Consider the following 13,107-nt stretch of genomic DNA (forward strand, 5'->3'; position numbering starts at 1 on the left):
ATGGGAGTTCGCATCGCGGTTAGCGGTAAGGGCGGCACCGGCAAGACGACTCTGGCGGGGCTGATGATTGTCTCGCTGATAAGACAGGGCAAGAAGCCTGTGCTGGCAATCGACGCCGACGCCAACGCGACTTTGCACGAGGCTTTGGGTGTTACGCCGGCCGGCTCGATCGGCGAGCTTCGCGAAGATACGCGGCGAAACATAGCGGCCATCCCGACCGGCATTCCGAAAGAGACGTTTATCGAATATCGCGTACAAGAGGCGGTTACAGAAGGCGAAGGATTTGATTTGCTGGTCATGGGTCGTCCCGAGGGCAGCGGGTGTTACTGCTATGTCAATTCGGTCTTGAGAAAATACGTGGACGTACTCGCCGACAACTATCCATATGTCATAATGGATAATGAAGCTGGTTTAGAGCATTTGTCCCGTCGCACAAGCAAGGGCGCGGACACGCTTTTGGTTTGCTCCGACCCGACCATAAGAGGCATCTTAACCGCTTCCCGCGTGCGCGATCTGGCGCGTGAAGAGGACATGAACGTCGGCAAGATATACCTGGTCATCGGCCGTTTGCCGGCCGGCACCAAACCCGACAGTCTGAACCCTGTCCTTATTGAGGCTATGAAAGAACAGGATTTGGCGCTGATCGGTGTAGTACCGTACGACGAGCAAATCGCGGAACTGGACATCACCGGCGGTTCGTTCTTCGACCTGCCGGCGGATTCGCTCGCTTTAGAAGCGGCTGCAAACATTATCAAGGAGGTTTCATGACCACGGTAATCGACGGCAGAAAGATTTCGGCTGACATCCGGTCGGAAGTGGCGGAAGGTGTCGCCCAACTTAAAAAAGAAACAGGAGTCACCGCGGGGCTGGCGGTCATCATTGTCGGCGAGGACCCGGGCAGCCAGATATATGTCAGAAACAAAGAGAAGGCATGTGAAGAGACGGGCATCTACTCGGAGAAACACGAGCTCCCGGCCGATGTCTCCGAGGAAGAGCTAATCACGCTGGTCAACCGGCTTAACGACGACCCAAACATCCACGGCCTGCTGGTGCAGCTGCCGCTGCCGAAACACATAGACGAGGATCGCGTCATCGACACCATTTCCGTTAAGAAAGACGTAGACGGATTTACGCCGGTCAACGTGGGTAACATGCTTATCGGGAAGGATTGTTTCCTGCCCTGCACTCCGCACGGCATCATCATTCTTCTGCAGCGCGTCGGGATTGATATCTCGGGCAAGGACGCGGTCATCGTCGGCCGGAGCAATATAGTCGGCAAACCCGCCGCCATCCTGCTCATGCAGAACAACGCGACGGTCACGATTTGCCATAGCCGGACGAAAGACCTGGCCACGCATACCGGCCGGGCGGATATTCTGGTTGTTGGCATCGGTCAACCCAAGATGATAACGGCCGATATGGTCAAGGAAGGAGCCGCGGTAATCGACGCCGGCATAAACCGGGACGCCGAGGGCAAAGTCGTCGGCGATGTCGATTACGACGGAGTCTTTGGCAAGGTAGGCGCCATCACCCCGGTGCCGGGCGGCGTCGGCATGATGACCGTGGCCATGCTGATGTATAACACTCTCGAAGCCGCCCGCAAGGCGGCCGCGAGTAGTTAGTATTTGGCAGTTAGTTGTTGGAATACTAACCGCCAACAACTAATTACTAACCACTGAACGACGAGCACTTTTCTACGTGCGAGGAGGAACTGATGGAAGTGAAAGAAACCTATAACGGAAAAATAAGAGAGGCTGTCATCGGTCCGGACGGCGCCCAGGTAATTGTTGGCGGCGAAACGGGATTGCCGATGTATCTGTTTGAAGGAGAGGCGCCGCACGCCCCGGTTATCGCGCTCGAAGTTTACGACGCCAAGCCGGAAGACTGGCCGGAAGCGGCCATCAAGCCTTACGCCGACGTCATGGACGACCCTGTTAAGTGGGCGGTCAAATGCCAGGACGAATATAAAGCCGACATGATCTGTCTGCAGCTGGCGTCGACCAACCCGTCGGCCGAGAACAAGACCGGCGATGAGATCGCGCCTGTCGTCAAGGCGGTCGCCGACGCGATCAAGATTCCCCTGATCGTCTACGGCACGGCCAACGCTGACAAAGACGCCGAGGTCATGCCGAAAGCAGCCGAGGCCTGCCAGGGCAAGAAGGCCTTAATCGGCCCGATCGAGGAAGAAAATTATAAGACGGTCGCCGCCGCCGCCCTCGGGTTCGACCACCTGGGCGCGCCGCACTCGCCGATTGACGTAAACATGGCCAAGCAGCTGAACATATTATGCACCCAGTTCGGACTGGCGCCGGAGCGGATAATCATCGATCCGACGACCGGCGCGCTGGGCTACGGTCTGGAATATGTCTATTCCATCATGGAACGTTTGCGCATCGCGGCGCTGACGCAGAGCGACTCGATGACGCAGATGCCGATAATCAATCAAATCGGCCGGGAAGTCTGGAAGACGAAAGAAGTCAAAACCCCGGAGGCGGACGAGCCCGCCTGGGGCGACGCCGAAACGCGCGGCATCCTATGGGAAGCGCTGACGGCGGTCGCTCTGATTATGGCCGGCTCGAATATCCTGGTTATGCGTCATCCGCGGGCGGTCGAGCTGACACGGCAGTTCCTGGCAATTATGGCCGGAACCGTCAATTAGGGAGGGAAAAGAATGTCGAAAATTATCGCATCAGCCGCCATTCGGGGCGCGCACGCCCTGGTCGGACGGGCTGAGAAAGCGCTGGACGAGGCGATAAAGGCTAAAGGCGAAGCCGAGCCGTTCTCGCTGCCCGATACCGCTTATTATCTGCCGGTCATCTACGCGATGACAGGCCAGAAATGTAAGACTCTGGGCGATTTGCCACCCATAATCGAGAAGGCCAAAGCGCTCCTGCCCGACGAGCCGACAGCGCGCGTCTGGCTGCCGTATCTGGGCCCGGCGCTGGACGCCGGTATGGCGACGCTATTCGCCGAGGAAATCATCGAGGCGATGAAATACGTTATGGGCCCGAACCCGGTAGACGGCATCTGGTTGGGCGCCACCGACGATGTCATCGTCCGGACGCAGGGAATTAAACTGGTCGACGGCAGCATGCCTGGTTTCGCGGCGGTTGTCGGCGCGGCCCCGACGACGGAACAAGCCGTCCAGCTGGCTACCGACCTGCGCGAGCGCAATATCCTTTTGTTTATGGCCGGCGAAACGGACGGTAAGACTATGGCCGAGCAACTTGAGGAAGCCGGTGTTCAGATGGGGTGGGACGTATATCTGGTTCCGTTCGGCCGGGACATCACGGCGGCTATCTACGCCCTCGGCGTCGCTGCCCGCGCGGCCATGACTTTCGGCGGCATTACGCCGGGAGGAATGAAAGAAGCTCGCGATATCCTGATGTACAACAAGAACCGCGTTTTCGCCTTTGTCATCGCTTTGGGCGAGGTCGACGACGAGAAATACGCGACGGCGGCGGGTGCCATCAACTTCGGCTTCCCGGTCGTTGCCGACACCGACATCCCGCAGATCTTACCGACCGGAATCGCTACTTACGAACACGTCGTTTCCAACGTGCCGCTGGACAAGATCGTCGACACGGCGATAGAAGTCCGGGGATTAAAAATCAAGATTACCAAGATCCCGATCCCCGTTTCGTTCGGCCCGGCTTTCGAGGGTGAGCGAATTCGTAAAGAGCAGATGTTCGCCCAGTTCGGCGGGCAGAAGTCGCCGGCTTTCGAGTATCTGCGCATGCGAGAAATGGACGACGTCGAGAACGGCAAGATCGAAGTAATCGGGCCGGAGATCGACAAGATGGAGGAAGGCGGAGCTTATCCCCTCGGCATTTTGATCGAGGTCGCCGGACGGAAGATGCAGCCCGACTTTGAGCCGGTGTTGGAGAGGCAGCTGCACCACCTCATCAACGGAGCCGAAGGAATCTGGCATATGGGCCAGCGCGATATGAATTGGATCCGCATCAGCAAGGGCGCCAAGGACAAGGGCTTCAAGATAGAGCATTTTGGCGAGATTCTAAAAGCGAAACTTATGGACGACTTCCCGGCCATCGTGGATAAAATTCAGATCAAGATATTCACCGACGAAGCGGCCATGAAGGACGTACTGGAAGAGGCGAGGACCGCCTTTGTCGCCCGCGACGAGCGCGTAGCCGGCTTGACCGATGAAAGCGTCGACCTCTTCTACTCCTGCACGTTATGCCAGAGCTTTGCCCCGAATCACGTCTGCGTTATATCGCCCGAGCGCCTGGGATTATGCGGCGCCTACAACTGGCTGGACGCCAAAGCGGCGTTTGAAATCAGTCCGACCGGTGCCAACCAGCCCATTACCAAGGGCGAGACGCTGGACGCGGAGAAAGGCCAATGGGCCGGCGTTAATGAAGTCGTTTACCAGAAGACAAACAAGAGCGTCGAGCGCATCAACGCTTACTCCATCATGGAAGATCCCGAAACCAGCTGCGGCTGTTTTGAGTGCATCGTGGCCATCCTGCCTCTGGCTAACGGCGTTATGATCGTTAACCGGGAGTTCAGCGGGGAGACGCCGATCGGCATGAAGTTCTCCACACTGGCCGGCAGCGTCGGCGGCGGGGCCCAGACACCGGGCTTTCTAGGAGTAGGACGCCAGTATATTACCAGCGACAAGTTTATCAAGGCGGACGGCGGTTTTCAGCGAATCGTCTGGATGCCCAAGGAATTGAAGGACGCGCTCGCTTCGCAACTGGCGAAAAGGTCGGAGAGTATGGGAGTGCCCGACTTCGCCGAGAAAATCTGTGACGAGACGATCGCCGTGACTGAGGAAGAAGTCATGAACCACATGGCGCAGGTCAGCCATCCGGCGCTCGAGATGAACCCCATTATTGGATAAGGCGAAGCAATTAGCAAAAGAGCCATGAGCTTAGAGCAGATAGAGGATAGTATAGAAAGCAATAAATATTCTTCGACTGAGCTCCGACAGATCGGTCGGAGCGAATGGAGAAGCAACAATAACAGATTGACTCTTGGCTCAAAGCTGACAAGGAGGATTAATGGCGCTTACCGGAATAGATATTTTCAAACAACTTCCTAAGACGAACTGCGGCGACTGCGGCGTGCCGACTTGTTTGGCTTTCGCGATGAAGATCGCGGCCGGACAAGCGGAACTGGCCGGATGTCCTCATCTTTCAGAGGAAGCCGCGGAATCGTTGAGCGAAGCCAGCGCGCCGCCGATCCGCGCCGTCACTATCGGCTCGGGCGACGCCGCCGTTAAAATAGGCGGGGAACTCGTTCTCTACCGCCACGACAAAACATTCTATAATCCGTGCGTTTTCGCGGCCGTCGTAGATGACTCCATGGATGCTGCCGCGGCGGATGCGCTTATCAAGCAAACCAAGGAGAGCCACTTCAACCGGATCGAGCAGGACTTAAAACCTGGTTTGATCGCGGTTAAGTCGGTTTCGGGGAAACCCGACGCCTTCGCGGCTCTGGTCGCCAAGGCCTCATCGGCCGGCGCGGCAATGGTTTTAATGAGCGAGGACCCGGCTGTTATAGAAGCCGGCTTGAAGGCCGCCGGTGACTCGGTTCCTCTCGTCTATGTCGCGACAGAGGATAACGTAGACAAGATGGCGGAGCTGGCGCTGGCCGCCAAGGCTCCGCTGGCCGTTAAATCCGGCAATGGGCTGGATGGCATAATCGAGCTCACCAAGAAGGTTATGGCCAAGGGTATCAAAGACATCGTCATCGATCCCGGCACCAGAAATCCGAAAGACACCCTGGAGAAGCTGGTTTATATCCGCCGGGCGGCGCTTCTTAAGAAGGTTCGCGAACTCGGTTACCCGACTATCGTCTTTCCTAACGAGGAAACGGCCGACAAGATGATGGAAGCCTTAATCGCCGGGCTCTATGTTCTGAAATACGGCAGCGTAATCGTAATGTCGGACTTGGACGCGGCCCGGGCTCTGCCTCTGTACGTTTTAAGGCAGAACATCTATACCGACCCGCAGCGGCCGATGCAGGTTAAACAAGGCATCTACCCGATTGGCAATCCGACCGACGCTTCTCCGGTCATGATAACCTCCAACTTCTCCCTGACCTATTTCATCGTGTCGGGTGAGGTGGAAGGCAGCCGGATTCCTTCCTGGTTGTGTGTTATGGACACGGAGGGCCTATCGGTTATGACCGCCTGGGCGGCCGGCAAGTTTGTGCCGGAGAAGATTACCCCGTTCATCAAGTCAAGCGGTATTGAGGAAAAGGTCAAACACCGCCGGCTGGTCATCCCCGGTTATCTGGCTTCTATGAGCGGGGAACTGGAAGATGAACTGTCGGATTGGAAGATCGAGGTCGGTCCTCGCGAGGCGGCGGACATTCCGCCGTTCCTGAAGACCTGGAGCTAAACGACTGTTTATGGGAGGTTGCTTCGCTCACTGGTGTTCGCTCGCAATGACAGAATCACTCGACGCGAGACGCAAACATGAATCGTGTCATACCGTCATTGCGAGGAGGAGCGTCAGCGACGACGAAGCAACCCACCAGGAGGCTTAATGCCAGATTCAAATATGGTAGCTCCCTGCTGTGGTGCATGCCCGGCCTTTACAGACGTCCCCGGTTACGTAGGTTTAATAGCGTTAGGGCGGTTTGCCGAGGCGTATGATGTCGCCCGGCTAACCAATCCCTTCGCTGCCTCTTGCGGTTATATCTGTTTCCATCCATGTGAACAGGATTGCCGCCGCGGCAGCGTGGACGCGCCCGTTTCCATTATGGAACTTAAACGCGCCGCGTATACTTACGGCGAAGCCAAGAGCCAAGAGCCAAGAGCCAAGAGCGGCCAGGCAAGCGGCAAGAAGATCGCGGTCATCGGCGCCGGGCCGGCCGGTTTAACGGCTGCGCAGGATCTGGTGTCGCAAGGTCATAACGTGACCGTTTTCGAGCGGGAGCCAAAAGCGGGCGGCATGCTTCGTCTGACCATTCCCCGTTACCGGTTGCCCGATGAGGCTCTGGATCGGGACATCGATCTGATTAAGGGCGCCGGGGTAAAAATCGAGTACGGCCAAGAGCTGGGGAAGAATCTTCAGCTGGTCGACCTCACTAACGCTTATGACTCGGTAATAGTCGCGACGGGTTTACCGATATCGCGTTCGCTGCCTGTTTTCCCGGCCGCCGGCGACGACATCCTGCTTGCCATCCCGTTTCTAAAAGCGGTTAAAGCTGGCAACCCTCCGGGGTTGAAAGACCGCGTAATTGTTGTCGGAGGCGGCAATGTGGCCGTAGACGTGGCTCGTTCGGCCGCCCGGCTGGGCAGCCGGGTCGAACTGGTTTGTTTGGAAGCGCGGGACGAGATGCCGGCGCACGACTGGGAGATCGACGAGGCCGTTGAGGAAGGCGTCGTCATGAACTGTTGTCTAGGACCCGCGGAAGTGGTGGCTGGCGGCGGAACGGTCGGCGGGCTTAAATGCCAGGCGGTTGCCAGCGTGTTCGACGTCGAGGGACGGTTCAACCCGACATTCGTCGAGAACGAGTTTAAGGAAATCGCGGGTGAGACGATTATTATCGCCATCGGCCAATCCAGAGACACTATCGTGCACCAGGGCACGATAGTGGAGGTTTCTGAGCTGGAGAAAGAAGGTGTTTTTACAGCCGGGGAGTTTGCCGAAGGACCGGGCAGCGCAATCAAAGCCGTGCAAAGCGGCCATATCGCCGCGGCCAAAGCGCTGGCCTATCTTTCGGGAGACACAGAGGCGGTCTACGAGCCGGAGAGCCTGTCCGACCTGACCGAGCGGATGACGCCGCTGGTCCCCAAGCGCGACAGGGTGAAGGCGGAGGCCAGGAAAGCAGCCGAGCGGAAGAAAGACTTCGGCCTGTTTGAGCCGGGCTTGAGCGAGACAAGCGCCGTCAGGGAAGCCTTAAGGTGCATGGCTTGTCTATCCGGGGCGGTTGTCGAGAAAGACAAATGCATCGCTTGCTTAACTTGCGTGAGGGTCTGTCCCTTCGAGATTCCGAAAATCGGGGCGGAGAACATCGCCGTCATTGATACGGTGGAATGCCAGGCCTGTGGCCAATGCGTGACCGAATGTCCGGCGTCGGCCATCACCTTAAGCCGCGGTCAGGTGGAGCGGCTGTTGGCAGAAGCCGCGGCCGCAGCGAACAAGACCGTTGAATTCTTCTGCTTAAACAGACTGCAAGACGGCGAAGCCATATCGGCGCCCGGGCGGATTCCGGTAACCTGCGCCGCGCAGGTAAGCGAACTTGCCATATATAAAGCCCTGGAAAACGGGGCAGAGAAAGTCGTCATCGCGATATGTCCCGAAGGCGGATGCTTCTTCGGTTTATCGACCGCGGCCGGCGACGTCCGCGAGCGATTGAAAGCCCGGGTGGATTCGGTGAAAGCCACCCTATCCGGTTTGGGATTTGACCCGGACTCTGTAGAGATAAAAGAAGACTAAATAAAACGACTTTAGTGATTTAGAGTACTAAAGTCTGGCAGTTCAGATAAGATATATTTGAAGGAGAGGTATTTATGATCGTCGGCCAGCGCAAACCGATCGATGAGATCGCGGAAATGGTAAAGGACATTAAGAAACTGTTGATCGGCGGCTGCGGCACCTGTGTCACGATTTCTTTCGCCGGCGGCAGCAAGGAGGTCGCGGAACTGGCCGCGGCACTCAAGCTTAAAGCCAAAAAAGACGGCCGGGATATGGAAATCAGAGAGTTAACGCCTCTTCGCCAGTGCGAGGGCGAGTACACGGAGCCGATGAAGGAAGATGTCGACTGGGCGGACGCGGTGCTGTCTCTCTCTTGCGGGGTCGGTGTGCAAACGCTGGCCGACACATTCCCGAACGCCAGGGTCTTGCCGGGCGTAAATACGATGATGCTGGGCAGCCATTCGCCGGACCGTGTTTTTCTGGAATATTGCGGCGCCTGCGGGGATTGCATTCTGGACGAGACCGGCGGTATCTGTCCCATCGTCAGGTGCTCCAAATCCATGCTGAACGGACCCTGCGGCGGTTCGGCCGGCGGCAAATGTGAGGTTTCCAAGGACATTGACTGTGGTTGGGACTTGATCTTTAAGAAGCTAACGGCTTTGGAGCGCGGGGAAGACTGGGATGCCATCAAGCCCGCCCGCGACTGGCGGCCGAGCTGGCACGGTGGTCCACGCCAGGTAAAGGCATAAGGTGAGGTGGATATGGCGCTAAGCAATCTACAGAAGGTTCTGGAATCGGGAACATTCGCGGCGACGGCCGAGCTGGGTCCGCCCCGCAATGCCGACGCTTCGGTCGTTAAGGAAAAAGCGGACATCCTGAAAGGTTACGCCGACGCGGTCAATATCACCGACAATCAAACCGCGATCGTCCGGATGTCCAGCATCTCGGCGGCGGTTATGCTAATAGAAAAAGGTCTGGAACCGGTCGTCCAAATGACGTGCCGCGACCGCAACCGCTTGGCTATTCAAAGCGACATCCTGGGTGCGGCGGCGCTGGGAGTCAAGAACGTCCTCTGCCTGACCGGCGACCATCAGATATTTGGCGACCACCCGCAGGCCAAGGGCGTCTGGGACATGGATTCGATTTCGCTTATTAAGATCCTAAAGGACATGCGGGACGATAAGAAACTGGCCAACGGCGACGAGATGGAGGTGCCCCCGATGATTTTCATCGGCGCGGCCGAGAATCCATTTGCCGATCCGTTTGAAACAAGGGCCAGACGGTTAAAAAAGAAGATTGACGCCGGGGCGCAGTTCATCCAGACGCAAATCGTTTACAATGTTGAGAAATTCGCCATGTGGATGGACGAGGTCAGGTCGCTCGGCCTGGACAAACGGGCATATATCATGGCCGGCATCTCGCCTTTGAAATCAGCTGGGATGGCCAAATACATGAAGAGCAACGTACCGGGGATGGACGTCCCCGACGAATATATCGAGCGTATGACGGCGGCCAAGGAAGCCGGCCGGGATCCGAAAGCGGAGGGTATCCAGATCGCCGTCGAGCTTATCGAGAAGATGAAGGGGATTCCCGGCATCGCCGGGGTCCACGTAATGGCTATCGAGTGGGAAGAGGCTGTTCCCGGCATAATGGAAGGCGCCGGCCTGTTGCCCAGACCCAATTAGCTAAGAGCGTATAGCTGAGAGCAAAGAGCAAAGACAAAGAACCGACTCTAGGCCCTAAGCTATGAGCTCTATGCTACCAAGGAGGATTTATGATAGTTATCGGTGAAAAAGTTAACGTCATCAATACGAAAATCGGCCAGGCGATGAAGGACCGGGATCCCGGACCGATTCTGGAGATGGCCAGGAAGCAGGTCGACGCCGGCGCCAATATGCTGGACATCAATATCGGCCAAGCCAAGGACGGCCCGGAGCGGATGGCGTGGTTAGTCCAAACCATCCAAGCGGAAATCGACATTCCCTGCTGTCTGGATTCCATGAATCCAGCGGCTATCGAAGAGGGTTTAAAGGTCCACAAGGGACAAGCCCTGATTAATTCGGTCAACGGTCTGCCCGAAACAATAGAAGCCTATTTCCCGCTGGCCGCCCAGTATGATTCCAAGATTATCGGTTTAACGATGATGAATGGAATACCTCGCGACGCCAACGAACGCGCGGCCATCGCTGTCGATATTATGACGGGCGCGATGACGCACGGCGTCCCGGTGGAGAATATCTACTTTGACCCGCTGATTCTGCCGGTTAAGGTGGCGCAGGAGCAGGCCGTCCAGGTTTTCGAGGCCATCAAATTGTTTAGGCAGCTGAACGATCCGCCGCTTAAAACGGTTGTTGGCTTGTCGAATATTTCCAACGGGATTTTTGGTGAAGTTAAGTCGCTTATCGATTGCACGATGCTGTGTACGCTGTTGACTCTAGGCCTCGATGCCGCAATCATGGATCCAAATGATAAAATGTTGATAGACACTTTAAAGACGGTCGAGGTCTTCCAAGGCAATATCCTATACGCCCCATCGTATCTCGACTAAACCGGAGGCGCCAATGGCGAAGCTCGCGGCTATACTCGAGAAATACGAGGGAAAATCCGGGGCTCTTATACAGATTCTGCAGGAATTGCAGGCTGATAAAGGCTACCTGCCGGCTGATGATTTAAAGAAAGTCAGCCGGGGGACCGGTATACCTCTCTCGGAAATCTATAGTGTAGCGACTTTTTATTCACAATTTGCCTTAGCCAGGCAGGGACGGCATGCCATCCGTATCTGCAAGGGAACCGCTTGTCATGTCAAGGGCGCCCAGCAGGTTCTGGCGGCGATTCGTGAAGAACTGGGGGTCAAGGAGGACGGGCCCACAGAAGACTACCGGTTTACGGTGGAAACAGTTGCCTGCCTGGGCTCGTGCTTTCTGGCGCCCGTTATAACCATTGACGAGGAGTATTTCGGCAAGTTGACGCCGGAAAAAGCGGTCGAAATCATTAAGGGATTCAAGGGATGAAACGTCTCGAGAAGAAAATCGATTTAGAGATTCTGCGCCGGCAATTACAAGAGCAACATAAGCCGGACCAAATCCGCGTCCGTGTCTGTATGACGGGCTGCCGGGCGCGCGGTGCCGACCGCGTAGCGGAGGCTTTCCGTAAACTGATGAATAAACCAGGGATTAGGGACCGCGCGGTTCTGGTTGAAACCGGCTGCCACGGATTCTGCGCCCAGGCGCCCGTGGTCGTCATCGATCCGGTAGGGATTTTTTATATCGAAGTCAGGCCTGAAGACGTCCCGGAGATTATTAAAAAGACCGTCGCCAAAGGCGAGATTATAGACCGTCTTGTTTATAAAGATCCGCAAACCGGTGAGGCAATCCCGCTGGCCAAAGATGTTCCGTTTTACCGGGAACAGGAACGAGTCGTCTTAAGGAACCTGGGCAAAATCGACCCCAGGCGTATCGAAGATTATATCGAGAAAGGCGGCTATTTAGGGATGGCCAGGGCCCTGACCAGCTTGTCGCCGAACGGCGTTATCAACGAGCTGGAAGCGTCCGGCCTTCGGGGGCGCGGCGGAGCCGGATTCCCGACCTTCTTGAAGTGGCGGCTGACGCGTAAGGAGAAATCTAAGCAGAAATATGTGATCTGCAACGGCGACGAAGGGGATCCGGGCGCTTTCATGGACAGAGGTGTCATGGAAGGCAATCCGCATTGCGTCATCGAGGGTATGGTCATCGGCGGGTACGCGATCGGCGCGTCCCAGGGTTTTATTTACGTCAGGGCCGAGTATCCGATCGCCGTCGAGCACTTATCGATTGCCATAGACAGCGCACGCTCAATGGGACTCTTGGGCAAGAATATTTTGGGAAGCGGTTTTGATTTTGATCTTTTTATCCGGGAAGGCGCCGGCGCGTTCGTTTGCGGAGAAGAAACGGCCTTAATTGCCAGCATTGAAGGAAAAAGAGGAACACCCAGGTCGCGACCGCCTTATCCATCGGTAGCTGGCTTATGGGGCAAGCCGACTTCGATTAACAACGCCGAGACCTTTGCCAATGTACCGATTATTATCGGTCAGGGACCGCATGTTTACGCCGGCCACGGACATGGCACCAGCCGTGGCACAAAGGTGTTCAGCCTGGCCGGAAAGCTTAACAACACGGGTTTGGTCGAAGTGCCAATGGGCATTACTCTCCGGGAGTTGATTTTCGGCCTCGGCGGGGGCATGGCGTCCGGCAAAGCGTTTAAGGCGGTTCAGATGGGCGGGCCGTCCGGCGCGTGTATACCGGAGAAGTATCTTGACCGCCCCGTAACTTACGACTCGCTGGCCGAGATCGGGGCCATTATGGGCAGCGGTGGCGTCATTGTGCTTGACGAAGACGCCTGTATGGTCGATATCGCCCGATATTTCCTGGAGTTCAGCGCCGCCGAATCCTGCGGCAAATGTACGCCGTGCCGCGTCGGGACAACGCGGATGCTGGAGATTCTCGAGGGCATCGCCGCGGGGCGCGGCCACATGGACGATATTGAGAAGCTGGAAGCGATGGCCAAGACGATCAAGGACGCCTCCCTGTGCGGCCTCGGGCAAAACGCGCCGAACCCCGTCCTCTCGACTATTAAATATTTCCGTCAGGAATATATTGAGCATATTGAAACCAAACGATGTCCGGTCGGAGTCTGCAAACGCAAGCCGGCTGTAAAGGCGGTGCAGCGTGCCTAAACG

Annotated in this window: 11 protein-coding genes; all 11 read left to right on the forward strand. The window is 56.6% G+C overall.

The genetic code is table 11. The features are described 5' to 3' along the window. The 11 genes from WC891_03575 (at position 1) to WC891_03625 (ending at position 13,104) form a co-directional block, all read left to right on the forward strand. Positions 1-768, forward strand: a complete 768-nt coding sequence (locus tag WC891_03575) for an AAA family ATPase (GenBank protein MFA5867029.1) — start codon at positions 1-3, stop codon at positions 766-768. Then, positions 765-1,622 carry a bifunctional methylenetetrahydrofolate dehydrogenase/methenyltetrahydrofolate cyclohydrolase FolD gene (gene folD / locus WC891_03580; protein ID MFA5867030.1) on the forward strand — a complete coding sequence of 286 codons (858 nt, stop codon included), beginning with the start codon at positions 765-767 and terminating at the stop codon, positions 1,620-1,622. Before WC891_03575 ends, folD begins: the two co-directional genes overlap by 4 nt. Before the next feature lie 92 nt (positions 1,623-1,714). After that, positions 1,715-2,659, forward strand: coding sequence for an acetyl-CoA decarbonylase/synthase complex subunit delta (locus WC891_03585; protein ID MFA5867031.1), 945 nt, complete (start codon positions 1,715-1,717; stop codon positions 2,657-2,659). A 12-nt stretch (positions 2,660-2,671) separates the two neighbouring features. Next, positions 2,672-4,864, forward strand: coding sequence for an acetyl-CoA decarbonylase/synthase complex subunit alpha/beta (gene acsB / locus WC891_03590; protein ID MFA5867032.1), 2,193 nt, complete (start codon positions 2,672-2,674; stop codon positions 4,862-4,864). Positions 4,865-5,024: 160 nt separating this feature from the next. Then, positions 5,025-6,368, forward strand: a complete 1,344-nt coding sequence (gene acsC, locus WC891_03595; GenBank protein MFA5867033.1) for an acetyl-CoA decarbonylase/synthase complex subunit gamma — start codon at positions 5,025-5,027, stop codon at positions 6,366-6,368. A 147-nt stretch (positions 6,369-6,515) separates the two neighbouring features. Further along, positions 6,516-8,414, forward strand: coding sequence for an FAD-dependent oxidoreductase (locus WC891_03600; GenBank protein ID MFA5867034.1), 1,899 nt, complete (start codon positions 6,516-6,518; stop codon positions 8,412-8,414). Positions 8,415-8,488: 74 nt separating this feature from the next. Further along, positions 8,489-9,142: a methylenetetrahydrofolate reductase C-terminal domain-containing protein gene (locus tag WC891_03605; GenBank protein ID MFA5867035.1), complete on the forward strand. Its 654-nt coding sequence runs from the start codon at positions 8,489-8,491 to the stop codon at positions 9,140-9,142. Between the two features lie 12 nt (positions 9,143-9,154). Continuing rightward, positions 9,155-10,078 (forward strand): methylenetetrahydrofolate reductase, encoded by a 924-nt coding sequence (locus WC891_03610; protein ID MFA5867036.1) that lies wholly within the window; start codon positions 9,155-9,157, stop codon positions 10,076-10,078. 89 nt (positions 10,079-10,167) lie between these two features. Further along, entirely contained in the window at positions 10,168-10,941 is a 774-nt protein-coding gene (locus WC891_03615) for a dihydropteroate synthase (GenBank protein ID MFA5867037.1), read from the forward strand. Positions 10,942-10,954: 13 nt separating this feature from the next. Further along, the gene (locus tag WC891_03620) at positions 10,955-11,404 is read left to right on the forward strand and encodes an NAD(P)H-dependent oxidoreductase subunit E (protein MFA5867038.1); all 450 of its coding nucleotides are present in this window, start codon (positions 10,955-10,957) and stop codon (positions 11,402-11,404) included. Continuing rightward, the gene (locus tag WC891_03625) at positions 11,401-13,104 is read left to right on the forward strand and encodes a NuoF family protein (protein ID MFA5867039.1); all 1,704 of its coding nucleotides are present in this window, start codon (positions 11,401-11,403) and stop codon (positions 13,102-13,104) included. Before WC891_03620 ends, WC891_03625 begins: the two co-directional genes overlap by 4 nt. The last annotated feature ends 3 nt before the right edge of the window (positions 13,105-13,107 follow it).

The organism is Actinomycetota bacterium, from assembly GCA_041658625.1.
GTDB lineage: Bacteria > Actinomycetota > JAHEXW01 > JAHEXW01 > JAHEXW01 > JBAZZW01.